This is a genomic window from Mesorhizobium abyssinicae (genome assembly GCF_049887195.1).
GTDB lineage: Bacteria > Pseudomonadota > Alphaproteobacteria > Rhizobiales > Rhizobiaceae > Mesorhizobium > Mesorhizobium abyssinicae.
Map to the genome: position 1 here is coordinate 296648 of NZ_JARAKC010000002.1, position 24529 is coordinate 321176.

The window sequence follows — 24529 nt, forward strand, 5'->3', positions numbered from 1 at the left end:
CTCCCTTGAATTAATTGAACGTTCGTTTTATTATAGGCGCAAAAAGGGAAGCGGGAATGGCGCGCACGACGGGTTCCGATGGCGAAAAGACCGAGGCTGCCGTCCGCGAAGCGGCGGTCGGCCTGATCGCGCGCCTCGGCTACGAGGCGATGTCGATGCGACTGCTGGCTGCGGAAGTCGGCGTGCAGGCCGCCGCGCTCTATCGCTACTTCCCGACCAAGGAAGACCTGCTGTTCACGCTGATGCGCGAACACATGGAAGGGCTGCTACACGCCTGGGACGCGGCGCGCCCAGCCGGCGCCGACCCGGCCGCCCGGCTTGCCGCCTATGTCGAGAACCACATCGCCTTCCACATCGCGCGCCGCTCCGCCACGCATGTCTCCAACATGGAGCTGCGCAGCCTGTCGCATGACAGGCTGACGCTGATCCTCAAGCAGCGCACCGCCTACGAGAAGGAACTGCGCGCCATCCTGCGAGACGGCGCGGAGGACGGCGTCTTTGCGGTCGGCGACATCGGGCTCACCGCCATGGCGCTGATCCAGATGATGACCGGCGTAATTGTCTGGTTCCGGCCGGGCGAGCGGCTGTCGATCGCCGAAGTCACCTCGTCATATCTTTCGATGACAATGCGCCTGGTCGGCGCGACAATCAGCCAAGGCGAAGCGCGTCCCTCGGGGCGCGCCAGGGCCGTCGTGGCACTCTGAGTTTCACGCATGATCCCCACGAAGATCGGGGCATGCGCAGGGAGGAACGGCATGTACACGAACACGCTGAGTTTCGGGCTCGATCCGGACATCGAGGCACTGCGCGACCTTGTGCGGCGCTTCGCGCAGGACAAGATTGCGCCGATCGCGGCCGAGATCGACCGTGCCAACGAATTTCCAGCGCATCTGTGGGTGGAGCTCGGTGCGCTCGGCCTGCTCGGCATCACCGCCGATCCGGATTTCGGCGGCACTGGCATGGGCTATCTCGCCCATGTCGTGGCGGTGGAGGAGATTTCGCGCGCCTCGGCCTCGGTCGGCTTGTCCTATGGGGCGCATTCCAATCTCTGCGTCAACCAGATCAACCGCTGGGCAACGCCTGAGCAGAAGGAGAAATACCTCCCTGCCCTCTGCTCGGGCGAGAAGGTCGGCGCGCTGGCGATGTCGGAATCGGGTGCCGGATCGGACGTGGTGTCGCTCCGGCTGCGCGCCGAAAAGCGCAACGATCGCTATGTGCTCAACGGCTCCAAGATGTGGATCACCAACGGGCCCGACGCAGAGACGCTGGTGGTATATGCCAAGACCGATCCGGATCGCCATTCGCGCGGCATCACCGCCTTCATCATCGAAAAGGATTTCGCCGGTTTCTCGGTTGCGCAGAAGCTCGACAAGCTCGGCATGCGCGGCTCCAACACCGGCGAGTTGGTGTTCGAGAATGTCGAGGTGCCGTTCGAGAACGTGCTGCATGAGGAAGGACGCGGCGTCGAGGTTCTGATGTCGGGCCTCGACTACGAGCGCGCGGTGCTGGCCGGCGGGCCGATCGGGCTGATGGCGGCCTGCCTCGACGTGGCGGTGCCTTATGTGCACGAACGCAAGCAGTTCGGTCAGCCGATCGGCACCTTCCAGCTGGTGCAGGGCAAGCTCGCCGACATGTACGCGACGATGAACGCCGCGCGCGCCTATGTCTATGCGGTGGCCGCAGCCTGCGACCGCGGCGAGACCACGCGCAAGGACGCCGCCGGCTGCGTTTTGTTCGCCGCCGAGAAGGCAACGCAGATGGCCCTCGATGCGATCCAGCTGCTCGGCGGCAATGGCTACATCAACGATTATCCGACCGGCAGGCTCCTGCGCGACGCCAAGCTCTACGAGATCGGCGCCGGCACCAGCGAAATCCGCCGCTGGCTGATCGGGCGCGAGATCATGGCGGAGGGGGTGTGATGGTCCCCTTCGCCATCTCAGCCGAAGGCCTTGGGCAGGTCGTCGGTCGGCTTGGCGACGATCTGATGCGCATCGCGCCACAGAATCTCGCGCTGGCGCGCCGACGTTATCGACCGCACTGGCAAGCCGCCCTCCTCGATCAGCCAGGCGCAATAACGCGCGCGGCTGATCGCCTCCCTGGCGTCCGGATGGAACCAGCAGACGCCCCAGATCGAATTCCGGCGCTTGAAATGCCGGCCAACCCTGCCAGGAATGGGCAAATGCCGATTGAACCAGCCGAACTGATCCTCCAGTTCGTCATGGATCCAGTCCGGGCAGCCGTTCCGGTACAGATACCAGGACGCATGGAAAAAGCCGGTCTCCACCCGGCTCTTCGGATGGATCAGCGGCGTTACAAACCGCAAATACATTGTGACACCCACAGCGCTTGCGGGCGCCGTGTTCCTCTTGCTCAAATTCGGGACGTGGAAAGCCGCCCTTCGGCGGCGTCAGGCCATGGCCGAAGGGAGACATCTGGTGAAACGCATATCCATGCCTTTCATCGTCGCCTCCTGAGGGTGTCACTACAAAAAAGGATGCCATGCTTGGCGCGAGGCATCCGGGCGCGGGCTGTTACACTGGTTCCGTCGCGGCATCAAGAGGTGTGAGGAACAACGTGGCCACATTGCAATCCCAGATCTCCCCCGTCTCCGACACCTTCCGCGCCAATGCCGAGCGCATGCGGGCGCTGGTCGCCGACATTTCCGAGAAGGCTGCAAGCATCGAACGCGGCGGCTCGGACGAGGCGCGCGAGCGCCATCTCGGGCGCGGCAAGCTGTTGCCGCGCCAGCGCCTGGCGCAGTTGCTCGACATCGGCTCGCCCTTCCTCGAGATCGGCCAGTTCGCGGCATGGTCGATGTATGGCGAGGACATTCCGGCCGCCGGCCTCATCGCCGGCATCGGCCGCGTCGAGGGCACGGAGGTGATGGTCGTCGTCAACGACGCCACGGTGAAGGGTGGCACCTACTATCCGCTGACGGTGAAGAAGCACCTGCGCGCGCAGGAGATCGCGCTGCAGAACAACCTGCCTTGCGTTTATCTGGTCGATAGCGGCGGCGCCAATCTGCCCAACCAGGACGAGGTGTTTCCCGACCGCGAGCATTTCGGCCGCATCTTCTACAACCAGGCCAACATGTCGGCGGCGGGCATCCCGCAGATCGCCTGCGTCATGGGCTCCTGCACTGCGGGCGGCGCCTATGTGCCGGCAATGTCGGACGAGACGATCATGGTGCGCAACCAGGCGACCATCTTCCTCGGCGGCCCGCCGCTGGTGAAGGCGGCGACAGGCGAGGATGTCAGCGCCGAGGAGCTCGGCGGCGCCGATGTCCACACAAGGCTTTCCGGCGTCGCCGACCACTACGCAATGGACGACGAACACGCGCTGGCCATTTGCCGGCGCATTGTGAAGAACCTCAATCGGAACAAGGCGGTAAGCCTGAACTTACAGAAACCGATTCCGCCGCTTCACGATCCGCATGAGCTCTACGGCATCGTGCCGACGGACCTGCGCCAGCCCTATGACGTGCGCGAGGTGATCGCGCGCACCGTCGACGGCTCGGAGTTCGACGAGTTCAAGCAGAATTATGGCACCACCTTGGTTACCGGCTTTGCCCATCTGCACGGCATGCCGGTCGGTATCATCGCCAACAATGGCGTGTTGTTTTCGGAGAGCGCGCTGAAGGGCGCGCATTTCATCGAGCTCTGCTGCCAGCGCGGCATTCCGCTGGTCTTCCTGCAGAACATCACCGGCTTCATGGTCGGCAGGAAATACGAGGCCGGCGGCATCGCCAAGGACGGCGCCAAGCTGGTGATGGCGGTCGCCACCGCCAGGGTGCCGAAGGTGACGATGATCATCGGAGGTTCGTTCGGCGCCGGCAATTACGGCATGTGCGGGCGGGCCTACTCACCTCGTTTCCTGTGGATGTGGCCGAATGCGCGCATTTCGGTGATGGGCGGCGAGCAGGCGGCGACGGTGCTTGCCATGGTCAAGCGCGAGGGCATCGAGCGCAAGGGCGGCGAGTGGAGCGCCGAAGAGGAAGCGAAATTCAGGAAGCCCATCCTGATGAAATACGAGCATGAGGGTCATCCGCTCTATTCCTCGGCGAGGCTGTGGGACGACGGCATCATCGACCCGGCGAGGACGCGCGAGGTCCTGGCGCTCAGCCTGTCGGCCGCGCTCAATGCCGACATCGAGGAGACGCGCTTCGGCGTGTTCAGGATGTGAGATGAGCGCTCCTGGCGACAGGCTCCGCATCAATACCGGTGACATCACCAGGCTCGCGGTCGATGCCATCGTCAACGCCGCCAATTCGTCGCTGCTCGGCGGTGGCGGGGTCGACGGCGCCATCCATCGCGCGGCGGGGCCTGAACTCCTGGCGGAGTGCCGCACGCTCAACGGCTGCGAGACCGGCGATGCAAAGCTGACCAAGGGCTACCGGCTGCCGGCGCGCTACGTCATTCACACCGTCGGGCCGGTCTGGCAGGGCGGCGGCAAGGGCGAGGCCGAGCTGCTCGCCTCCTGCTACCGGCGCTCGCTCGAGATCGCCAGCGCCCATGATTGCCGCACGATTGGCTTTCCGGCGATCTCAACCGGCATCTACGGCTACCCGAAGGACAAGGCGACGGGGGTTGCTGTCGGCAGCGTGAGCGATTTCCTCAGCCAGAACGCGATACCGGAAACCGTCATCTTCTGTTGCTTCGACGAGCAAACGGCGGAACTATACCGAGAGGCCGTTGCTGCGGTCGGTGGAGTCTGAACTTCATGGACCAATCAAATAATTTGCGAACTCAAATAGGATTTTTCGATACCGGGCTGGTCGCCTCGGAGAATACACGCTACTGCTCACCCCGCAATTTGCGGTGGGCATGGGGTGAAAATGAAACTGAACTATTTTCGGCGTATAGCTGCTTCGATACTTGCGGGATTGCTTATATTCGCCTTGCCCGGCGCGGGCGCGGCGGAGTCGCTTGCCGGCAAGGTGGGCGACAAGCGGTTCTCTCCGTATTTACCTGGGAATCCGAAGGACGAGTGCATCAAAACCTACCACGACTATGTGGCGGCCGGCGGCCATTCGGCCTATGCAACGACCTTCTATTCGCGCGTCGTCGACCTCTACATCATCTGCGGCTCGGGGCTGAACGCGCCGTCGCAAACGGCCGCGGAAGAGCGGGCGCTACGATCCTGCCAGGCGGGCCTGAAGAAGTGGAAAGTCAGGACCGCGAGCGGCGGCTGCGAAATCGCGGCGTCGAAATAGGCCGACGCTCGCCCGACTGGCGCCGACCGAGGCAAAACCGGGAGGCTCCATGTTCGGCAAGATCCTGATCGCCAATCGCGGCGAGATCGCCTGCCGCGTGATTCGCACGGCACGAAGGTTGGGCGTGCGCACCGTCGCCGTCTATTCCGATGCGGATGCGAGGGCCTGGCATGTCGAGATGGCCGACGAGGCAGTCCACATCGGCCCCTCGCCTGTCGGAGAAAGCTATTTGCGCGGCGATAGAATAGTCGCGGCGGCGCTTGCCACAGGCGCGGAGGCGATCCATCCGGGCTACGGCTTCCTGTCGGAGAACCCGGATTTCGTCGACCAGGTGACGGCGGCAGGGCTGGTCTTCATCGGCCCGTCGGCGGCCTCGATCCGCGCCATGGGATTGAAGGACGCGGCCAAGCGCCTGATGGAGACGGCGGGCGTTCCTGTGGTGCCCGGCTATCACGGCGAGGCGCAGGAGATCGTGCTCCTCGCCTCCAAGGCGCGCGAGATCGGCTATCCGGTGCTGATCAAGGCGCGCGCCGGCGGCGGCGGCAAGGGCATGCGGCGCGTCGACCACCCGGACGATTTCTCAGAGGCGCTGTCCGGCGCCCGGCGCGAGGCCAAAGCGGCCTTCGGCGACGATCGCGTGCTGGTGGAAAAATATGTCGACAAGCCGCGCCATATCGAAGTGCAGGTGTTCGGCGACAATTTCGGCAATGCCGTGCATCTTTTCGAGCGCGATTGCTCGGCGCAGCGCCGCCACCAGAAGGTGATCGAGGAAGCGCCCGCTCCCGGCATGACGCCGGCGCTGCGCAAGGCGATGACCGAGGCCGCGGTGAAGGCTGCCAAGGCCATCAGCTATTCAGGCGCCGGCACGATCGAGTTCATCGTCGACGCCTCGCAGGGGCTGAAGGCCGACCGCTTCTGGTTCATGGAGATGAACACCCGCCTGCAGGTCGAGCACCCCGTCACCGAAATGGTCACCGGCATCGATCTGGTCGAATGGCAGCTACGGGTCGCGTCCGGCGAGAAGCTGCCGAGCGCGCAAGCCGAGATCCAGCTTGCCGGCCACGCCTTCGAGGCGCGTATCTATGCCGAGGACGCCACCAGGGGATTCCTGCCGGCGACGGGCACGCTGCATCATCTGAAATTCCCGGATGCGGCGCCGGCGCATGCAGCCATGCGCATCGAGACGGGCGTGCGCGCCGGCGATGCGATCTCGCCCTTCTACGATCCGATGATCGCCAAGCTGGTGGTGCACGGCAAGGACCGGGCCGCCGCGCTTGCGGCGCTGCGCAAGGCGCTGGCTGAGACCGAAGTGGCCGGCTCGACGGTCAACACCGCCTTTCTCGCCGCGCTCGCCGCCGATGCCGATTTCGCGGCCGGCGACGTCGACACCGGGCTGATCGGCCGGCATCAGGACGAACTGGTGGCGATCGCCCCGCCGAATGGCGAGATCATTGCCGCCGCGGCGCTCGCGGCATCGGGCGCCGGCGCGCAAGAGCCGACCAGCGACCCCTGGTCGGCGCTCGCCGGCTATGCGCATTTCCACACGGTGGAGCGACGCACCCGGCTGCGCTACGGCGAAGAAGCCATACTGGCGCGCATCTCGATGCGGCCGGACGGCCGCTTCCAGGTGGCGCTGGAAGCGCCGTACGAAGAGGTCAATTCCCACGACCTCAGGACCACGCCTCGCCTCGCCCGCTGGCCGGGCCACGTCACCGTGTTCGAAGGTGCGGCCGGCTACAATTTCGCGGTTCCCGACCCGCTGGCGAAGGCCGACGAAGCCGCCGCGGCATCCGGGAGCCTGCGCGCGCCGATGCCCGGCCTGGTCAAGCTGGTGCGCGCGGGGTCGGGCGATGCCGTCGTCAAAGGCCAGCCGCTGCTGATCCTCGAGGCGATGAAGATGGAGCACACGATCGCCGCCCCGCATGACGGGGTGATCGCCGAGATCGTGGCAGAAGGCGCGCAGGTCAGCGACGGCACCGTGCTGGTGCGCTTCGAGGAACCGCAGACCTGACTGTCCAAAATGAAAATGGCCGGAGCAGATCCGGCCATTTCCGACTGTCAGGCAGCGACGATCAAGGCTGGATCGGCGCGTATTTGCCGTCGTGCCACTGGTTGATGTCGTAGCTGGCGTTCTTCAGGTCGCCCTTCTCGTCGAAGACGACGTCGCCGACCACGGTGCTGATCGGCTGGCCGTTCTTCAGCGCTTCGGCGACCTTGGCCGGATCGTCGCTGCCGGCGCGCTTGATGCCCTCGGCGAAGGCCTGGACCACGGCGTAGGAGAACAGCGTGAAGCCTTCCGGCACGAAGCCGCCGGCTTTGATCTTGGCGATGGCGTCCTTGGCTTCGGGCTTGGCCTGCGGATCCGAGGGGAAGACGAACATCGTGCCTTCGCCGGCCGGCCCGGCGACCTGCCAGAATTCCGGAGTGGCGATCGAGTCCGGCATGATCAGCTGGAACTTGACGTTCTGCTCGGCCGCCTGGCGCAGGATGAGACCGCCCTCGGGGTGATAGCCGCCGAAATAGACGACGTCGGCCTTGAGCTCCTTCAACTTGGTGACGAGGGCCGAATAGTCCTTCTCGCCGGCATTGATGCCTTCGTAATCCACTTCCTTGAGGCCGCCGGCATTCATCGTCGCCTTGACGGCATCGGCCACGCCCTGGCCGTAGGCGCTCTTGTCATGCAGGATGACGACATTCTTGCCGGCATATTTCTTGGCGATCCACGGACCGATGAAGGCGCCCTGCGCATCGTCGCGCGTATAGAGGCGCATGATCGTCGGCCAGCCGGCCTTGGCCGCGGCATCGGTCAGTTCCGGATTGGAGGAGGCCGGGCTCATCATCAGCGTGCCGGCCTCGGCATAGACGGCGGATGCCGGAATGCTGGAGCCCGAGCAGGCATGGCCATCGACGAATTTGGTGCCGTCGGCGACGATGCGGTTGGCGACGGAAACCGCCTGCTTCGGATCGCACTGGTCGTCCTGGACGTCGAGCTTGATCTGGTTGCCGTTGACACCGCCGGCGGCGTTGATGGCGTCGGCGGCAGCCTGCGCACCCTGCTTGAACTGGTCGCCGATGGTGGCGAGCTGTCCGGTCATCGGACCGACCACCGAAATGGTGATGTCATCGGCAAATGCCAGCGGCGCGCTCATCATCAGGCCCAATGCGGCTGCGCTCAAAATACCTAATTTTTTCATGGTGATATAACTCCTCCACTCGCGCGCGGCCGCTCCGGCCGCGCTTCTTTTAGAGAGGCCGGACCATTTCATCCTCGCCTGGCATGTCTTGGCGCATCGCCGGCACTCGATTGGGCCTGTATTGTATCGCGGACCGCTTGAAAGCCAAAAGCCGCGCCGGCCTTGTTCCGGCCGGTCGCGGCTTTTTGCCAAACGAGCTTTCCCGAACGCCCCCGCGCCCGAAACCCCACTCGCTTCCCTGTCTTTCTTTTCGTCCGGCCGTCTTGCGCGGCCTTGTCCCTGGTGCCGGCCGTCTTGCGCGGCCTTGTCCCTGTGCCGGCCGTCTTGCGCGGCCTTGGCCCGAAGCGTTTCCGCCCTCGTTGTCCGTCAGTGCATCGTCATCCATTCGCGCGCTTCGCGCAGCGCCCTAGCGATCTCGGCCTTGGACATCGCCGCCGACAGTTCCGAGCGCAATTCGGCGGCGCGCACCGAACCCTTGATGGCGGCGATGTTGAACCATTTGTGGGCGGCGACGACGTCGGTCTCGCAATCGCGGCCAGTCGCATACATCATGCCCAGTTCGAAAAGAATGTCGGCCTGGGCAGTTGCCCCCATGGCGCCGAAGCCGGCTTCAAGCATTTCAAAACGTGCCATTTCAATCCCCTGTCTGGCTCCCGAGAGCTGCCTCCTTCTGTCCCTTGGTATCCCTCGGGGGGCTGCTCTTTCGATGCTTTCGAGGATGAAGCCGAGCCTTGAATCCGTCGTTAAATGGCGTGCTTAATTTGAAGAAAACAAAGCTAAAACAAGAGGTAAACACTGAAATTCGTTAAGCATACAAAGCCCGCAGTTCAGCCTGTTTGCGGCAAATTTGACGAAAACTTCGAACGGTCCGGTCAACACTCCGCTAACCACGGGAACCAATGGCAATGAAGCTGTCCGTTCATTTCGCGTTGAAAGGTGGCGGCAAAATCCTGCAACCTTCCCCGGCGGCACCGCTTTTGTTTTGCCGGAAGCTGAACTAGCTTACGTTTGCGTAAGGGTTAGGAAGGCGGGACGGCGCCCCACCGGAACCTATAGGGAGGACAGACATGTTTCGAAAAGTGAGCCTGGCCGTGGCGGCCACCTTGATCATGGCCGGCGCGGCCTTTGCCGATCCGATCGAGGGCAACTGGAAAACGCAGTCCGGCGAGACGGCGGCGATCGGCGGCGGCGGCGCGTTTGCCATCACGCTGAAGACCGGCAAGTTCGCCGGCAAGACGATCGGCTCGCTCAAGGCGGCCGGCGACAACAAATATGCCGGCAGCATAACCGATCCGGAAACAGACAAGACCTATGCCGGCAAGGCGACGCTTTCGGGCACCTCGCTCAAGATGAGCGGCTGCGTGTTCGGCGGCCTGATCTGCAAGAGCCAGACCTGGCACAAGCTCTGATCTGCGCCTCGCCGCAATCACCTGACGACGGGGCCCTCGTGGCCCCGTTTTCATTTTCTACCCGGCCGATGCGCCGCCTCAAAACCCGTCAACGAACTTGAACCGCAGATGAATGCCGGCATCAGAGCCGGTTCAGCGGCGCTCGGGCATTCTCCTTGGCATTGAAGGAGAGGACCAACGCAATGCTCGCCCGCCGCTTCACCATCGTCTGCCTGCTGATGAGCCTGTTTGGCATGCTTTTCGCCGTCCTGGTGGCCGAGACAGGCCGGCCGGCCCGGGCCTGGGACGCTGCCAATTCCTGCCGGCCGAACTGCATGAACCATTTCAACCGCTGAACCGACAAACCCTCAAAAGAGAAGCTACGATCATGGACCGCATCATCACCACCAGCGCCCTGAAGGCCCTTCGGCTCCTGCCGCGGGCGGCGCTCATCCTGGTGCTGCTCGCCGCCCCGGTGCTGGCGGTGCCGATGATGCGCGCCGATACAAGCGCGACGATCGAAGCGCCGTCGCCGAAGAAGTCCGGTGTCGGCTTTGTCCTGCTGGTCGCCCTGCAGCGCGGGTGAGGTGCGTCGATATTCAGGGGATGCCGGCCTGCAACTCGGCGCGGCCTGACCTGAATCTCAACACACCTTGAACCTTGGACGAACAAAATCGGCGCTCACGCTGTGTTCCGGCTTGGCTCCCCCTCCCAACCGCTCTTCCAAGTCTCTATATTGAGCCATGGAAAAGCGAATCTACCCCCAAGCTATCGAATCTGTCGTCATGCCTGAGCCTTTCGGCAGGCAGAGTTTCAACGACGCCAGGAAAGCGGTCGCCGCGCTTCAGGTGCTCTACGACCGCAACACCAAATTCCTGCGCGATTCCTTCGCGGCACTGGCCGCCGGCGGCGACAACAATAAGCGCTACCGGGCCTTCTATCCCGAGATCGGCGTCACCACGACGTCGTTCAGCCAGGTCGACTCGCGCCAGGCCTACGGCCACATGCCGACGCCCGGCCATTTCTCGACCACGGTCACCCAGCCGATGCTGTTCGAAAACTATCTCGTCGAGCAGCTTCGGCTTATCATGCGCAATCACGGCGTCCAGGTGACGGTGTCGGAATCGACAACGCCCATCCCGCTGCATTTCGCCTTCCTGGAGGGCACCTATGTCGACGGCACAGCCGCCGAGCGCATCAAGCGGCCGATCCGCGACCTATTCGACGTGCCCGATCTCGACGGCACCGATGACCAGATCGCCAACGGCACGTTCGAAGTGGCCTTCGGCGAGCCGCGGCCGCTGGCGCCGTTCACGGCGCAGCGCATCGACTATTCGCTGCACCGCATGACGCACTACACGGCGACCAGCCCCCAGCATTTCCAGAATTTCGTGCTGTTCACCAACTATCAGTTCTACATCGACGAATTCGTCGCCCGCGCCCGCGAGCTGATGGAGAGCGGCGGCGGCGGATACGCCGAATTCATCGAGCCTGGCAATGTCATCACCCATGCCGGATCGAGCGTGCCCTCCGAAGGCGCGCCGCCGCAGCGCCTGCCGCAAATGCCGGCCTATCATTTGAAGAAGCCGAACCATGGCGGTATCACCATGGTCAATATCGGCGTCGGCCCGTCCAACGCCAAGACGATCACCGACCATATCGCGGTGCTGCGGCCGCATGCCTGGGTGATGCTCGGTCATTGCGCGGGCCTGCGCAACACGCAGGCGCTGGGCGACTATGTGCTGGCGCATGCCTATGTGCGCGAGGACCATGTGCTGGACGACGATCTGCCGGTCTGGGTGCCGATCCCGCCGCTGGCCGAGATACAGGTGGCGCTGCAGGAAGCGGTCGCCGAGGTCACCGGGCTTTCGGGCTACGACCTCAAGCGCATCATGCGCACCGGCACGGTCGCCACCATCGACAACCGCAACTGGGAGCTGCGCGACCAGCGCGGCCCGGTGCAGCGGCTGTCGCAGTCGCGCGCGATCGCGCTCGACATGGAATCGGCGACCATTGCCGCCAACGGCTTCCGCTTCCGCGTGCCCTACGGCACGCTGCTCTGCGTTTCCGACAAGCCGCTGCATGGCGAATTGAAGCTGCCGGGCATGGCGACCGAGTTCTACAAGCGGCAAGTGGCGCAGCACCTGACCATCGGCATCAAGGCGATGGAGAAGCTGGCCGGGATGCCGATGGAGCGGCTGCATTCGCGCAAGCTCAGAAGCTTTTCGGAGACGGCCTTCCAATAGCAGCAGCCCGAAACCCTCGGCGAGGCAATGCGTCGTCTTGATCGCGCCGCAATTTAGCGGATAAGCAGGCCGGACGGATCGTCGGCGGTATTCAGCAGACCACGACTTCGATGAGAACAAGCGGCGCGCGCCCGAACATGGTGGCTGGGGTGACATTCCTGGCAATGATGGCGTTCTCGGCCGCCCTGGTGGCCGGGTTTTTCGGCACGCTGCATCCGGCCTTCGATTCCTTCTCGCATTTCCGCGTCCATCTCGCCGTGTTGGTCGCGCTCCTGGCATTGCCGCTGCTTGCCTCGTCGTTTCGCCTGCAGGCGGCCGCGGCGTTATTGTTTGCCGTCGCCAGCTTCGCCACCACGCTCAGCACGCTGCCCAGGCTGTGGCCAGTGCAGGCGGTCGCCAAGCCCGCTGACCAGATCGTCTACAGCCTGCTGCAGATGAATCTGCGCTACGACAATCCGACGCCGAAGAAGGTGCTGTCGCTGATCGGCCGGACCAATCCCGACGTGATCACCCTCGACGAGGTGTCGGAGATGTGGACGACCGAGCTAGGCTACATCACCAGCGCCTATCCCTACCGGATCCTTTGTCCCTATCCCAACGGCGTGTTCGGCGTGGCGCTGCTCTCCAGGCGTCCATTCGCCGCCGGGACCGAGCCGCATTGCGAGCGGCGCGGGGCGATGGCGATCGCGAGCGTCGACTTCGGCGGTGTCAGCGCCGATGTCGCCGCGATCCATCTCAGCTGGCCATGGCCGCGCGAGCAGTCCTGGCAGATCGGTGAACTCTCGGAGCAGCTCGCCTCGCTTGGCGAGACGGCCATCATGGCCGGCGACTGCAACGCCGTGCCGTGGAGCGCGGCGGTGCGGCGTGTCGCGGCGCTCGGCAAGCTCACCGTCATGCCGTCGGCCGGACCGACCTGGATGTACATCAAGCTGCCCGACGTCCTGCGGCGCTTCGCCGGCCTGCCGATCGATCAGGTGTTCAGCAAGGGCGGGGTGACGATCCACTCGGCGACGCGGCTCGAGGAAACTGGCTCCGATCACCTTCCGGTGCTGGTGGAGTTTTCGCTGCGGGCGGAAGAGAAGAAGCCCGACGACGAGCATGAGATCGCACTTGCAGCCATGGCTCGGTTCGGCAAGACGCGTGGTTAGCGCGACGTTCCCGTCCGCTCAGGGCTTGGTCAAACCATCCACCAGATGCTCGACATGGCCGCCGTCGCGATGCTCGCGGGCGTCGAAAGCGTTCTGCTTGGCCTCGTATTCGGCATAGATGGCGTTGATGCGGCGCCTTGCCTCGTGGCGGGTGCCGGTGCAGAACCAGTTGTCGGCACGCTTGAGCCCACGGACCGCCTTCGCGGTGGCTTGCATCATGCGCCTGGCGATGCGGCCATGCGTCTCCTCGTGCGCGCGGACGCCGGCAAAGAACCGCTTCCAGCGGCGTTCGAGCGCGGCACTGGCCGGCTGCGCCAGACGCGGATAGGTGTAGGTGAGGTCGAGCACGCCGTCGGCCTGCCGCAGGTGGCAGACCCCGTCGGTGCGGCTCATGGCGAGATCCCAATTCACCGTGTAGGCAGTGTCCGCGATGGCGCGGGTCATGAAGCCGTGCTTTGGGCCCTTGCGGTCCATTGCCTCGACCAGGGCAGCACCCGTCGTACCCGCAATGTCGTATGTCCGCGTCTTGACCAGCAGCTTGGTGCCGGCCGATGCCGCCGGGGTTAAGCTGCACAGGCTACCGACCGCTGCAAGGTATGCCAGGACCGCGAGGCGCATGGCCGTCCCTCCACTTTCAGGAAAGGGAACCACAAGCGCGCCGCGGTTTCAACAGGCCCGTCACATGCCCTGATAGACCGGGCCTTCGCCGGCTCTTCGTTTGGGCGGCGGTCGAGACGGCCCGGTCGGGCCGCCGCTCTCACATGCCCTGATAGACCGGGCCTTCGCCGCCTTGTGGCGGCACCCAGTTGATGTTCTGGTTGGGGTCCTTGATGTCGCAAGTCTTGCAGTGGACGCAGTTCTGCGCGTTGATGACGAAGCGCACGTCCTTGGCGGAAGGATCGGCAGCCGCATTGCCATCCTTGTCGACCCACTCATAGACGCCGGCCGGGCAATAGCGCGTCGAGGGTCCGGCAAAGACATCGTGCTCGGAGCGCTGCTGCAGCGCCGCGTCGCCGACGATCAGGTGCACCGGCTCGTTTTCCTCGTGGTTGGTGTTGGACAGGAACACCGAGGAGAGCCGATCGAAGGTCAGCACACCATCGGCCTTCGGATAGGCGATCTTTTCATATTTTGCCGCCGGCTCCAGCGTCGCGTAGTCGGCCTTGCCGTGCTTCAGCGTGCCGAAGGGCGAGAAGCCGAACAGCGTGTTCAGCCACATGTCGAGGCCACCGAGGCCGACGCCGATGATGGTGCCGAAGCGCGACCACAGCGGCTTGACGTTGCGCACCTTCTTCAGATCCTTGCCGATGTCGGTCGCGCGCCACGCAGCCTCGTAGGACGCAAGCTCGTCATTGGCGCGGCCGTCGGCGATCGCTTGCGCGACATGCTCGGCCGCCAGCATTCCCGACAGCACCGCATTGTGCGAGCCCTTGATGCGCGGAACGTTGACGAAGCCCGCCGCGCAGCCCATCAGCACGCCGCCCGGGAAGGACAGCTTCGGCACCGACTGCCAGCCGCCTTCGGTGATGGCGCGTGCGCCATAGCCGATCCGCTTGGCGCCCTCGAAAGTGCCCTTGATCGCCGGATGCGTCTTGAAGCGCTGGAATTCCTCGAAGGGCGAGAGCCAGGGGTTCTTGTAGTTGAGATGGACGACGAAGCCGACCGCCACCTGGTTGTCTTCCAGATGGTAGAGGAAGGAGCCGCCGCCGGTCTTCATGTCGAGCGGCCAGCCGAAGGAATGCTGGACGAGGCCAGGCTTGTGGTGCTCCGGCTTGACCTGCCAGAGCTCTTTCAGACCGATGCCGAACTTGGCCGGCTCGCGGCCATCGGAAAGCTGGTATTTGGCGATCAGCTGCTTGGCGAGCGAGCCGCGCGCGCCCTCGCCGATCAGCACATATTTGCCCATCAGCGCCATGCCGGGCGCGTAACCAGGACCCTGCGTACCGTCCTTCTCGACGCCCATGTCGCCGGTGATGACGCCGGTGACGGCGCCGGCATCGTTGTAGACGAGGCTTGCGGCGGCAAAGCCTGGATAGATCTCGACGCCGAGCGCCTCCGCCTTGGTCGCCAGCCAGCGGCAGACATTGCCGAGCGAGACGATGTAGTTGCCGTGATTGTTCATCAGCGGCGGCATCAGGATGTTGGGCAGGCGGAACGAGCCGGCGGGCCCAAGGACCAGGAAGTGATCATCGGTCACCGGCGTCTTGAACGGGTGCCCTTCCTCCTCGCGCCAGCCCGGCAGAAGGCGGTCGACGCCGATCGGATCGACGACGGCGCCCGACAGGATGTGGGCGCCGACCTCGCCGCCCTTTTCCAGCACGACGACGGAAAGCTCGGGATTGACCTGCTTCAGGCGGATCGCCGCGGCGAGGCCGGCCGGACCCGCGCCGACGATCACCACGTCGAATTCCATGCTCTCGCGTTCGATATCGCTCATCGACCCCTCACTGGCTTGCCGCGCTTTCCCGCATTGTGCTGGCTCATGCGCTGCATAGCGCATCAATTCGCGACGGGAAACCGGCGCTTAACGGACAAAGCCGATTTCGACAAAAAGTCGCGCCCGGCATGCAAGAACCATTTCCCTCAACGTTTTTCAATTGTTCCATGGCTTGCTTATCGGCAATACTTCGCGCCATGCGCACGCCTGAGCCATCCGGCTTCTCATTGACGCGCTTCTTCTCCACGCCCGGCCAGCTTTGCCGCGCGGTTCTTCCGCTCCTCTCGCTGCTGGTCCCGACCGCGGCCGATGCCGATCCGCAAAAGGTCTGGGCGACCGGCGCCTATTCCTTTTCCGACGAGCTCGGCGGCTTCCACATCACCGGCGCTTCCGGCATCGGCACCAAGGAGGATCCGATCGTCATCACCGAAGAGCTGAATTCGGCGACACCGGTGACGCTGACCATCCGCACCACCAAGCCGATCGAGGCGTTCGGCAAGGCCGGCGAGGTCGCCAACGGCATCATGTACATGCGCATCAAGGCCCTCAACAACAGCGGCCAGGCCTGGGTGGAATTCCAGTTCGAGCTGCAGGAGATCCGCGACCAGCCGAGCGTGTTCGGCGACGGCCTGTCCTTCGACCAGCGCAACAAGTCGCCCGACAACATCGTGTCGAGCAACTTCGCCGACTTCGACCGCGACTTCGAGCCCTATGACCGGCTCCTGTTCAAGAACGGCAAGATCGACCCTCTGAAGACGGGCAGCTTCGAATTTTTGATCACCGACTACACGCCGCGCTGGACGTTCTACCTGGTGCAGGACCCGCGCATACCGACAGGCTGACGCAGCCCAACTTGCAAATCGGCGCCGCGCGGACGATGGTGGCGCCATGATTGCCGCCTCCCCCAACACCCCCGCCGAGATCGCCGAGCTGCTCGCCTTCTATGCCAGCGCCGGCGTCGACGAGGCGCTGGAGGATGAGCCGATCAACCGCTTCGCGGAGGTTCGGCCGAAGCAAGCCGAGCGCGCGCCGGCACCGGCCGCGCGCGAAAGCACGGCTCAGGAACGTCCAGCATCGGAGCCGGGCCCCGACGCCAACAGAGCGCCGCAGCGACCTGAGGCAGCGCCCGGGCTCGACGCAAGCAAGGTGCCGGACGCGCCGGCGCGCACCACGCCCGCCACCGCAGCGGTGCCCGACGAGGCGCAGGCCCTGCTGGCGCGGCAGATGGCGGCAAGCGCCTCGACGCTTGACGAGCTTCGCCAGCACATGGCGGGTTTCGACGGCTGCAACCTCAAATTCACCGCCAAGAACCTGGTCTTCGCCGATGGCAACCCGAACGCGGAGCTGATGCTGGTCGGCGAGGCGCCGGGCCGCGACGAGGACCTCGAAGGCCTGCCCTTCGTCGGCCGCTCGGGCCGGCTGCTCGACCGGATGCTGGCGGCCATCGGCCTCGACCGCAATTCGGCCTACATCGCCAACGTCATCCCCTGGCGGCCGCCGGGCAACCGCACGCCGACGCCGCACGAAACCGAGATTTGCCGGCCGTTCATCGAAAGGCAGATCGAACTGGTCAATCCCAAGGTGCTGGTCAATCTCGGCGGCCCCTCGGCCAAGACCCTGCTCAACACCACCGAGGGAATCTTGAGGCTGCGCGGCAACTGGCGCACGCATACGACGGCGTCCGGCACCGTCATTCCGGCGATGCCGACGCTGCATCCGGCCTATCTCTTGCGGACACCGGCGCACAAGAAGCTCGCCTGGCGGGATTTCCTCGAGGTGAAGGCGAAGCTGCGGGCGTTGGGGTGAAGCGCGCCCTTCTCCCACAGGGGAAGACGGGAAAGCAGCGCCATAACCTCCCAGGTAATTGAATTACTCCCCTCCCCGCCTTAGTCCTTCCCCTATGACCACATCCGAAATCTCTGCCGGCAGCCTCATCCGCGAGTGGCGCGCGCGCCGGCGCATGAGCCAGCTCGACCTTGCCATGGAGGCCGATATCTCGCAGCGGCATCTCTCCTTCGTCGAAAGCGGCCGCGCCCAGCCCTCGCGCGAGATGGTGCTGCATCTTGCCGAACAGCTGTCGATCCCGCTCCGGCAGCGCAACCAACTGCTCTTGGCGGCGGGCTTCGCGCCGAGCTTCAGCGAGAAGCAGCTCTCCGATGCCGCGCTCGCGCCGGCAATGGCGGCAGTGGAGACGGTGCTCCGGGGCCACGAGCCGTTCCCGGCGCTAGCCGTGGACCGCCACTGGAACCTCGTCTCGGCCAATGCGGCAATCGCCCCATTCCTCGCCGATGTTTCCGAGCCGTCGCTGCTTGCGCCGCCAGTCAATGTGCTGCGGCTCAGCCTGCATCCGGGCGGCGTCGCGCCGCGCATCGTCAATCTCGCCGAATGGCGGGCGCATCTGCTCGAACGGCTGAAGCATCAGAACGACGCCATCGGCGACGCGGTGCTTATCAAGCTGGAGCAGGAGCTGCGGGCCTATCCGTCCGGGCTGAAGAGCGCACGGCCGGCCCCGGTCGAGCCGAGCGGTATCGTGCATCCGCTCCGGCTGGCGCATGGCGATCAGGTGCTGTCCTTCATCAGCACGATCACCGTCTTCGGCACGCCGCTCGATGTCACGCTGTCGGAATTGGCGATCGAATCCTTTTTCCCGGCGGACGAGCAGACGCGGTCGACGTTGGTGCGGCTGGCGAAGGAGCGGGCCGAGCGGTCTTGATCACCCCTGCGGCGGCGTCGCCCTTCTCGTTCGCGTGCGTTCAAGCCCAAGCTGGCGTTCGCGCCAGATGATGAAGATGCCGGCCGCCACCACGATCACACCGCCGGCCAGCGTGTTGAGCGATGCCACATCGCCGAACACAAGATAGCCGACGACGACGCCGAGGATCATCGAGGTGTATTCGAAGGGCGCCACGACCGAGGCCTCGGCATGGCGGTAGGCCGAAGTCATCAGGATCTGGCCGAGCCCGCCGCAAAAGCCGGCGACAACCAGAAGGGCGGCCTGCGTCGGCGTCAACGCCTGCCAGCCGAAGGGCACCGAAAACAGCGCCATGACGCTCGCCGTCACCGAGAACCAAAGCACGATCGTCGCCGTCTTCTCGGTCTGGACGAGGTTGCGCACCAGAAGCATGGCGACGGCCGAGATCGCGGCGGCGGCGAAGGCGGCGATGACGCCCAGCAACTCCTGGCCATCGAGCGCCGCGCCCGAGCGCAGCAGCGTCAGCTCCGGCCAGGAGATGATCAGGACGCCGACGAGGCCGACAGCGACCGCGCTCCAGCGGTAGACGCGGATCGCCTCGCCGAGGAAGATCGAGGAGAACACCACCACCAGCAGCGGCTGCGCGTAGTTCAGCGTGATCGCTTCGGGCAGCGGCAGCCTGGTCAGCGCGAAGAAGCCGAGCCCCATGGCGCCGACGCCGACAAGGCCGCGCGCGACGTGGTTGAACCGCCGTTTCGTGGCGAATGCCGTGGCCAGATGCCCCCTGGACGCCAGGAAGGCGATGATCGGGAAGATGGCGAAGAAGGAGCGGAAGAAAACGATCTGCCCGGCGGGCACGTCGCCGGCCGCCTTGATGCAGGTCTGCATGCCGACAAAGACCGCCACCGAGACGATCTTCAGCGCGATGCCCCGCAACGTGCTGTGGTGGCCGGCGTGTCCGCCGTCGCCTTCCGGCTCCGCCCCGCCGCTCACCTTGGCGATGCGTCCCGGATCGCCGCCCAGATGCGCGCCGGCGTGGCCGGCATCTCGATATGCCTGATGCCATGGGCGCGCCAGAGCGCGTCGGTCACCGCATTGAGCGCTGCCGGCGTGGCGCCGATCGTGCCGGCCTCTCCTGCCCCCTTGATGCCCAGCGCATTGGTGGTCGAAGGCACGTTGCGGGTCTCGAAGTGGAAGAACGGGAAATTGTCGGCGCGCGGCATGGCATAATCCATGAAGCTTGCCGTCAGGAGTTGGCCGTCCTCGCTATAGACGGTGTTCTCGGTCAGGGCCTGGCCGATGCCCTGGACGACGCCGCCATGCACCTGGCCGGCAAGCAGGATCGGATTCACCGTGACGCCGAAATCGTCGACGATGGTGTAGCGCAGGATCTCGGTGGCGCCGGTGTCGGGATCGATCTCGACCTCGCAGATGTGGGTGCCGTTGGGATAGGTGCATTCGTCCTGGACGAATTCGCCGAAGCCCTTGAGGTCGTCCGCGGTTTTCGCCGCTCTGGCGACGCCGGCGAAATCGATCGCGCGATCGGTGCCGACGATGCGGGCGACGCCACCGGACAGTTCGATGTCACCGGCCGAGGCTTCGAGCTCGTCGGCCGCGATGCGCCTGATCTTGTTCGCCAGATCCTCGCCAGCGCGGGAGGCCGAAACACCGCCGAGTGGGATCGAGCGCGAGCCGCCGGTACCGCCGCCAGCCTTCAGATCGTCGGTGTCGCCCTGGCGGACATGGATCTTCTCGATCGGCAGATCGAGCTTCTCCGACAGGAACTGCGCATAGGCGGTGGCATGGCCCTGGCCGTTGGTCTGCGTGCCGATCTTCAGCGTCACCGTGCCATCGCCGTTGAGCTCGACAAAAGCCGGCTCGGAGCCCGGGAAGGCGCAGGCCTCTATGTAAGTCGCCATGCCGATGCCGCGGATCCTTCCCGCCGCCTTCGACTGTTCGAGCCGCTGCGGAAACGCCTTCCACTCCGCCCGCTCGATGGCGCGGTCCATGTGGCCGGCGAACTCGCCGGTGTCGTAGAGGCGGCCGGTCTGGGTGCGATATGGGAACTGCTCGGGGCGGATGAAATTGCGGCGGCGGATCTCCTCGACGGGCAAGCCCAGATCATGCGCGCAGGCATCGACCAGTTTCTCCAGCAGCATCGCCGCTTCCGGGCGGCCGGCGCCGCGATAGGCATCGACCGGACAGGTGTTGGTGTAGAGGCCGGTCACCGAGACGTCGATCGCCCCTATGTCGTAGACGCCTGTCGACATGGTGACTCCGACATAGGGGATGAACGGACCATATTGCGAAACATAGGCGCCGATATTGGCCAGCAGCTCGACCTTCATGCCGAGGAAGCGGCCGCCCTTGTCGAGCGCCATCTCTGCCTTGACGACATTGTCGCGCCCCTGGGCGTCGGTGAGGAAATGCTCGGTGCGATCGCCGGCCCATTTGACCGGCCGTCCGAGCCGTTTGGCGGCCTCCAGCACCAGTGGATACTCCCGATAGACGAAGGCCTTCGGGCCGAAGCCGCCGCCGACGTCCGGCGTGATGATGCGCAGCTCGCTCTTCTTGATCTTGAACAGCTCGGCGATGATGTACTGCATCGAATGCACGCCCTGCGACCCGGTGGTCAGCACGAAGCGGCTCTCGGCCACGTTCCATTCGCCGATCGCCGAACGCGGCTCCATGTAGTTGCAGACCAGCCGGTTGTTGATGAATTCGATGCGGGTGATATGGGCGGCCCTGGCGAAGGCGGCCGCGGTCTTCTGCTTGTCGCCAATATGGTAGGTGAAGGCGCGGTTGGAGCCGAGTTCCGGCCAGACCAGCGGTGTGCCTTCATCCAGCGCCGTGGCGGTGCCGGAAGCGGCATCCTCGCTGTCAAAGTCGACCTCGATCAGCTCGGCCGCGTCCTGCGCCAGCGCGCGGCTGTCGGCGACGACGAAAGCCACCGCATCGCCGACATAGTTGACCCTGTCGCCGCACAGGATCGGGATGTCGCGGGTCGGCGCCCTGGTGCCGTCGGGCTGGCGCTGCATGACGCCGGATTTGAGCTTGCCGAGATGGGCGATGTCCTTGCCGGTCAGCACAAGATGCACGCCCGGCGCCGCTGACGCCGCTTCGGTGGATGTGATGGTGAAGCCCGCCTTGGCGACAGGCGAGCGCAGCACATAGCCATGCAGCAGGCCGGCCGGCTTGATGTCATCGGTATAGCGGCCCTCGCCCTTGAGGAAGGCCTGGTCTTCGCGACGCAACACGGAGGCGCCCATGCCGAATTTCGGTGTGACGACGGTCATGAATGCCTCGCGATGACGGTGGGGGGATGGATGCCTGAAATAGGCATAGGCGCAGTTTTGTCGAGTGACCGTTTCGTGTAAAGAGCGCGAACCTCGAATTTTTTGGACCAGCGGGCCCGTTTGCCGCGCCGGGAACAGACAGGAAAACCCTTGGGAATGCGCACCGATACCGGCCATGTCTTCAAGCTCGAAGACTATCGCCCCAGCGACTATCTCATTTTGCAGACCAGCCTCGTTTTCCGCCTTTCCCCCGAGGCCACCCGCGTCATCGCCACGCTCACCATCGAGCGCCGCGAAGGCGTTGCCGCAACGGCGCCGCTGGTGCTCGACGGCGACGGGCTGACGCTGCTCGGCATTGCCATTGACGGCCGTGACCTCCAGCCGGAGGACTACGCGGCGACGCCGGACGAACTCGCCGTCCTGAAGCCGCCGGCCGCCTCCCGCTTCGAGCTGGTGCTGGAAACCGAAATCGCGCCGGCGCGCAATGAAGCGCTGATGGGGCTCTATCGCTCCAGCAATGTCTATTGCACGCAGTGCGAAGCCGAGGGTTTCCGGCGCATCACCTATTTCCTCGACCGGCCGGATATCCTCTCGATCTACACGGTGCGCATCGAGGCGCCGCACAACGAAGCGCCGCTGCTTTTGTCGAACGGCAATCCTGTCGAAAGCGGCGTGCTTGCGGATGGCTGGCACTATAAGGTCTGGCACGACCCCTTCCCCAAGCCGTCCTACCTGTTCGCGCTCGTGGCAGGCGCGCTCGGCAAGGTCGCCGACAGCTTCACCACGCTGTCCGGCCGCACGGTCGAGCTCGGCATCTATGTCGAGCCGGGCAAGGAACGGCTCGCCGGCTATGCGATGGATGCGCTGAAGCGCTCGATGAAATGGGACGAGGAAGCCTTCGGCCGCGAATACGACCTCGACGTCTTCAACATCGTCGCCGTCTCCGACTTCAACATGGGCGCGATGGAGAACAAGGGCCTCAACATCTTCAACGACAAGTATGTGCTGGCCGACGAGGAGACCGCGACCGATGCCGACTTCGCCAATATCGAGGCGATCATCGCGCATGAGTATTTCCACAATTGGACTGGCAACAGAATCACTTGCCGCGACTGGTTCCAGCTCTGCCTGAAGGAGGGGCTGACCGTTTACCGCGACCACGAATTCTCCGCCGACCAGCGCTCGCGGGCGGTCAAGCGCATCGCCGAGGTGCGCACGCTGCGCGCCCACCAGTTCCCCGAGGACCAGGGGCCGCTGGCGCATCCGGTCAGGCCGCGCCGCTACCGCGAGATCAACAACTTCTATACGGCGACCGTCTACGAGAAGGGTTCGGAAGTGGTGCGCATGATCCGCACCATCCTCGGCGCCGAAGCGTTTCGTGCCGGCATGGACCTCTATTTCGAGCGCCATGACGGAGAGGCGGCGACCATCGAGGATTTCCTGAAAGTGTTCGAGGACGCCTCGGGGCGCGACCTGTCGCAATTCGCGCTTTGGTACCATCAGGCGGGCACGCCGAACCTGACCGTCAGTTCCTCGCACAACGCACGGGCAAAGGAGTTCACGCTGGAGATCGAGCAGTCGGTGCCGCCGACGCCGTCGGAGAGCCGCAAGCGGCTGATGCACATTCCGCTCGGCTTCGGTCTGGTCGGTGCCGGCGGCAAGCCCGTCTCTTACGATGACGTCGAGGGCGCCACCGTCGAGGACGGCGTCATCCACATCCGCAAGCGCCGGCATGTCGTGCGCTTCACCGGCGTCGCCGAGCGCCCGGCGGTGTCGCTCAACCGCGGCTTCTCGGCACCGGTCACGCTGTCGGTCGAGCAGAAGACCGACGACCAGTTCTTTCTTGCCGGCCATGACAGCGACAGTTTCTCGCGCTGGCAGGCGTTCAACACGCTGCTCACCGACGCACTGATCGCAGCCTTCCGCCAGGTGCTCGGCGGCAAGCCGCCGGTCTTCACCCAGCGGCTTACCGAACTTGCCGGCAGGATCGCCGCCGACGAGACGCTGGAGCCGGCCTACCGGGCGCTGGCGCTTTCGCTTCCGGGCGAAGCCGACATCGCCCGCGACATCGGCAAGGGCATTGATCCCGACGCCATCTTCGCCGCCCGCGAGGCGCTGGCACTGGCCATTGCCAGGGCGAACCGGGAAAACTTCACCGGCCTCTATGAGCGGCTTGCCGACAAGGGGCCATTCAGCCCCGATGCGGCGAGTGCGGGCCGGCGGGCGCTGCGCAACATCCTGCTCGACTATCTGGCGCTGCTGCCGGAAAGCGCCGCGCTTGCGGCAACTCACTTCCGCTCCGCCAGCAACATGACCGACCGCGCCGCCGCGCTGACCGTGCTGGCGCACCGCCATGCCGGGTCGGCCGAAGCGCAACAGGCGCTGGCCGATTTCGAGGCTAAGTACCGCAACGATGCGCTGGTGATGGACAAATGGTTCCAGATCCAGGCCGGCGTGCCCGGCCCCAAGACCGTCGAGACGGTGCGCGCGCTGACCGGGCATCCGGCCTTCTCGATGGCCAACCCGAACCGTGTGCGCTCGCTCATCGGCACCTTCTCCAGCGCCAACCAGACCGGCTTCCACTGCGCCGACGGCGAAGGCTACCGCTTCTTCACCGAGACCGTGCTCGAGGTCGAGAAACGCAATCCGCAGGTGGCGGCCAGGCTGGCGACCGCGTTGCGCTCCTGGCGCTCGCTGGAGCCGGGGCGCCAAGCCAAGGCCAGGGAGGCGCTGCTTGCGATCGCAGGCACGGAAAAGCTGTCGGCGGATCTAAGGGATATCGTCGAGCGAACGCTGGCGTGACTAGCGATCTCCCCCCTCGTGGGGGAGATTGGCAGTTTCGACGAATTTCAATCAATTTTTAATCTTTTTTGGCCGCGCCTCTGGACAAGGCGAATCACCTTTGATTCTTTAATG

General features: G+C 64.9%; 22 protein-coding genes. 15 read left to right on the forward strand and 7 right to left on the reverse strand.

What is annotated here, in order from left to right:
• Positions 1-56 precede the first annotated feature (56 nt).
• A complete protein-coding gene (locus tag PU724_RS06040) occupies positions 57-704 on the forward strand; it encodes a TetR/AcrR family transcriptional regulator (RefSeq protein WP_354420815.1) in 648 nt (215 codons plus the stop codon).
• Between the two features lie 51 nt (positions 705-755).
• Entirely contained in the window at positions 756-1919 is a 1164-nt protein-coding gene (locus PU724_RS06045) for an isovaleryl-CoA dehydrogenase (protein WP_354420817.1), read from the forward strand.
• A gap of 17 nt (positions 1920-1936) precedes the next feature.
• Here PU724_RS06045 and PU724_RS06050 read toward each other — a convergent pair whose 3' ends face one another.
• Complete coding sequence (locus PU724_RS06050; protein WP_127394008.1) at positions 1937-2329, reverse strand: hypothetical protein; 393 nt, start codon at positions 2327-2329, stop codon at positions 1937-1939.
• A gap of 245 nt (positions 2330-2574) precedes the next feature.
• Here PU724_RS06050 and PU724_RS06055 point away from each other — a divergent pair, with 245 nt between their 5' ends.
• The 4 genes from PU724_RS06055 to PU724_RS06070 all read left to right on the forward strand — a co-directional run bounded on the left by PU724_RS06055 (position 2575) and on the right by PU724_RS06070 (position 7223).
• Positions 2575-4182: a carboxyl transferase domain-containing protein gene (locus tag PU724_RS06055; protein WP_128274585.1), complete on the forward strand. Its 1608-nt coding sequence runs from the start codon at positions 2575-2577 to the stop codon at positions 4180-4182.
• A 1-nt stretch (position 4183) separates the two neighbouring features.
• Entirely contained in the window at positions 4184-4714 is a 531-nt protein-coding gene (locus tag PU724_RS06060) for an O-acetyl-ADP-ribose deacetylase (RefSeq protein WP_127283020.1), read from the forward strand.
• Positions 4715-4834: 120 nt separating this feature from the next.
• The gene (locus tag PU724_RS06065; protein WP_127283019.1) at positions 4835-5212 is read left to right on the forward strand and encodes a hypothetical protein; all 378 of its coding nucleotides are present in this window, start codon (positions 4835-4837) and stop codon (positions 5210-5212) included.
• Between the two features lie 49 nt (positions 5213-5261).
• A complete protein-coding gene (locus PU724_RS06070) occupies positions 5262-7223 on the forward strand; it encodes an acetyl/propionyl/methylcrotonyl-CoA carboxylase subunit alpha (protein ID WP_292349339.1) in 1962 nt (653 codons plus the stop codon).
• Positions 7224-7284: 61 nt separating this feature from the next.
• Here PU724_RS06070 and PU724_RS06075 read toward each other — a convergent pair whose 3' ends face one another.
• Both PU724_RS06075 and PU724_RS06080 read right to left on the reverse strand, forming a co-directional pair.
• Entirely contained in the window at positions 7285-8406 is a 1122-nt protein-coding gene (locus PU724_RS06075; RefSeq protein ID WP_127309863.1) for an ABC transporter substrate-binding protein, read from the reverse strand.
• Positions 8407-8772: 366 nt separating this feature from the next.
• Entirely contained in the window at positions 8773-9039 is a 267-nt protein-coding gene (locus PU724_RS06080) for an SEL1-like repeat protein (RefSeq protein WP_127393724.1), read from the reverse strand.
• A 434-nt stretch (positions 9040-9473) separates the two neighbouring features.
• Here PU724_RS06080 and PU724_RS06085 point away from each other — a divergent pair, with 434 nt between their 5' ends.
• From PU724_RS06085 to PU724_RS06105, 5 genes are all read left to right on the forward strand, one after another.
• Positions 9474-9815, forward strand: a complete 342-nt coding sequence (locus tag PU724_RS06085; RefSeq protein WP_127283015.1) for a DUF2147 domain-containing protein — start codon at positions 9474-9476, stop codon at positions 9813-9815.
• A gap of 182 nt (positions 9816-9997) precedes the next feature.
• On the forward strand, positions 9998-10150 hold the full coding sequence (locus tag PU724_RS06090; RefSeq protein ID WP_187331195.1) for a hypothetical protein: 153 nt from the start codon (positions 9998-10000) through the stop codon (positions 10148-10150).
• Between the two features lie 32 nt (positions 10151-10182).
• Positions 10183-10380 carry a hypothetical protein gene (locus PU724_RS06095; protein WP_127283014.1) on the forward strand — a complete coding sequence of 66 codons (198 nt, stop codon included), beginning with the start codon at positions 10183-10185 and terminating at the stop codon, positions 10378-10380.
• A gap of 199 nt (positions 10381-10579) precedes the next feature.
• The gene (locus PU724_RS06100; protein ID WP_245493415.1) at positions 10580-12040 is read left to right on the forward strand and encodes an AMP nucleosidase; all 1461 of its coding nucleotides are present in this window, start codon (positions 10580-10582) and stop codon (positions 12038-12040) included.
• A gap of 110 nt (positions 12041-12150) precedes the next feature.
• Complete coding sequence (locus PU724_RS06105) at positions 12151-13188, forward strand: endonuclease/exonuclease/phosphatase family protein (RefSeq protein WP_407046027.1); 1038 nt, start codon at positions 12151-12153, stop codon at positions 13186-13188.
• Positions 13189-13206: 18 nt separating this feature from the next.
• Here PU724_RS06105 and PU724_RS06110 read toward each other — a convergent pair whose 3' ends face one another.
• Together PU724_RS06110 and PU724_RS06115 are read right to left on the reverse strand one after the other, a co-directional pair.
• Positions 13207-13806, reverse strand: a complete 600-nt coding sequence (locus PU724_RS06110) for a DUF922 domain-containing protein (RefSeq protein ID WP_320255462.1) — start codon at positions 13804-13806, stop codon at positions 13207-13209.
• A gap of 139 nt (positions 13807-13945) precedes the next feature.
• Positions 13946-15625, reverse strand: a complete 1680-nt coding sequence (locus PU724_RS06115; protein ID WP_292100080.1) for an electron transfer flavoprotein-ubiquinone oxidoreductase — start codon at positions 15623-15625, stop codon at positions 13946-13948.
• 197 nt (positions 15626-15822) lie between these two features.
• On the opposite strand from PU724_RS06115, the gene PU724_RS06120 reads away from it, so the two are divergent.
• The 3 genes from PU724_RS06120 to PU724_RS06130 all read left to right on the forward strand — a co-directional run bounded on the left by PU724_RS06120 (position 15823) and on the right by PU724_RS06130 (position 18338).
• On the forward strand, positions 15823-16467 hold the full coding sequence (locus PU724_RS06120; RefSeq protein ID WP_354420823.1) for a hypothetical protein: 645 nt from the start codon (positions 15823-15825) through the stop codon (positions 16465-16467).
• Between the two features lie 46 nt (positions 16468-16513).
• Positions 16514-17431, forward strand: a complete 918-nt coding sequence (locus PU724_RS06125) for a uracil-DNA glycosylase (protein ID WP_320255463.1) — start codon at positions 16514-16516, stop codon at positions 17429-17431.
• Between the two features lie 94 nt (positions 17432-17525).
• On the forward strand, positions 17526-18338 hold the full coding sequence (locus tag PU724_RS06130) for a helix-turn-helix domain-containing protein (RefSeq protein WP_354420825.1): 813 nt from the start codon (positions 17526-17528) through the stop codon (positions 18336-18338).
• Here the strand turns inward: PU724_RS06130 and PU724_RS06135 are convergent, their stop codons facing one another.
• Positions 18339-19310, reverse strand: coding sequence for a DMT family transporter (locus tag PU724_RS06135; RefSeq protein ID WP_354420827.1), 972 nt, complete (start codon positions 19308-19310; stop codon positions 18339-18341). It abuts the gene before it with no gap.
• Entirely contained in the window at positions 19307-21613 is a 2307-nt protein-coding gene (locus PU724_RS06140) for a xanthine dehydrogenase family protein molybdopterin-binding subunit (RefSeq protein WP_354420829.1), read from the reverse strand. The genes PU724_RS06135 and PU724_RS06140 overlap by 4 nt, the downstream gene beginning before the upstream one ends.
• 156 nt (positions 21614-21769) lie before the next feature.
• Between PU724_RS06140 and pepN the strand changes: the two genes are divergently transcribed.
• On the forward strand, positions 21770-24415 hold the full coding sequence (gene pepN, locus PU724_RS06145; protein WP_354420831.1) for an aminopeptidase N: 2646 nt from the start codon (positions 21770-21772) through the stop codon (positions 24413-24415).
• Positions 24416-24529: the final 114 nt, after the last annotated feature.

Coding starts and splice junctions, on each gene's coding strand:
- PU724_RS06040 (WP_354420815.1), top strand. CDS start 57: ATGGCGCGCACGACGGGTTCCGATGGCGAAAAGACCGAGGCTGCCGTC.
- PU724_RS06045 (WP_354420817.1), top strand. CDS start 756: ATGTACACGAACACGCTGAGTTTCGGGCTCGATCCGGACATCGAGGCA.
- PU724_RS06050 (WP_127394008.1), bottom strand. CDS start 2,329: ATGTATTTGCGGTTTGTAACGCCGCTGATCCATCCGAAGAGCCGGGTG.
- PU724_RS06060 (WP_127283020.1), top strand. CDS start 4,184: ATGAGCGCTCCTGGCGACAGGCTCCGCATCAATACCGGTGACATCACC.
- PU724_RS06065 (WP_127283019.1), top strand. CDS start 4,835: ATGAAACTGAACTATTTTCGGCGTATAGCTGCTTCGATACTTGCGGGA.
- PU724_RS06070 (WP_292349339.1), top strand. CDS start 5,262: ATGTTCGGCAAGATCCTGATCGCCAATCGCGGCGAGATCGCCTGCCGC.
- PU724_RS06075 (WP_127309863.1), bottom strand. CDS start 8,406: ATGAAAAAATTAGGTATTTTGAGCGCAGCCGCATTGGGCCTGATGATG.
- PU724_RS06080 (WP_127393724.1), bottom strand. CDS start 9,039: ATGGCACGTTTTGAAATGCTTGAAGCCGGCTTCGGCGCCATGGGGGCA.
- PU724_RS06085 (WP_127283015.1), top strand. CDS start 9,474: ATGTTTCGAAAAGTGAGCCTGGCCGTGGCGGCCACCTTGATCATGGCC.
- PU724_RS06090 (WP_187331195.1), top strand. CDS start 9,998: ATGCTCGCCCGCCGCTTCACCATCGTCTGCCTGCTGATGAGCCTGTTT.
- PU724_RS06095 (WP_127283014.1), top strand. CDS start 10,183: ATGGACCGCATCATCACCACCAGCGCCCTGAAGGCCCTTCGGCTCCTG.
- PU724_RS06100 (WP_245493415.1), top strand. CDS start 10,580: ATGCCTGAGCCTTTCGGCAGGCAGAGTTTCAACGACGCCAGGAAAGCG.
- PU724_RS06105 (WP_407046027.1), top strand. CDS start 12,151: ATGAGAACAAGCGGCGCGCGCCCGAACATGGTGGCTGGGGTGACATTC.
- PU724_RS06110 (WP_320255462.1), bottom strand. CDS start 13,806: ATGCGCCTCGCGGTCCTGGCATACCTTGCAGCGGTCGGTAGCCTGTGC.
- PU724_RS06115 (WP_292100080.1), bottom strand. CDS start 15,625: ATGAGCGATATCGAACGCGAGAGCATGGAATTCGACGTGGTGATCGTC.
- PU724_RS06120 (WP_354420823.1), top strand. CDS start 15,823: ATGCGCACGCCTGAGCCATCCGGCTTCTCATTGACGCGCTTCTTCTCC.
- PU724_RS06125 (WP_320255463.1), top strand. CDS start 16,514: ATGATTGCCGCCTCCCCCAACACCCCCGCCGAGATCGCCGAGCTGCTC.
- PU724_RS06130 (WP_354420825.1), top strand. CDS start 17,526: ATGACCACATCCGAAATCTCTGCCGGCAGCCTCATCCGCGAGTGGCGC.
- PU724_RS06140 (WP_354420829.1), bottom strand. CDS start 21,613: ATGACCGTCGTCACACCGAAATTCGGCATGGGCGCCTCCGTGTTGCGT.
- pepN (WP_354420831.1), top strand. CDS start 21,770: ATGCGCACCGATACCGGCCATGTCTTCAAGCTCGAAGACTATCGCCCC.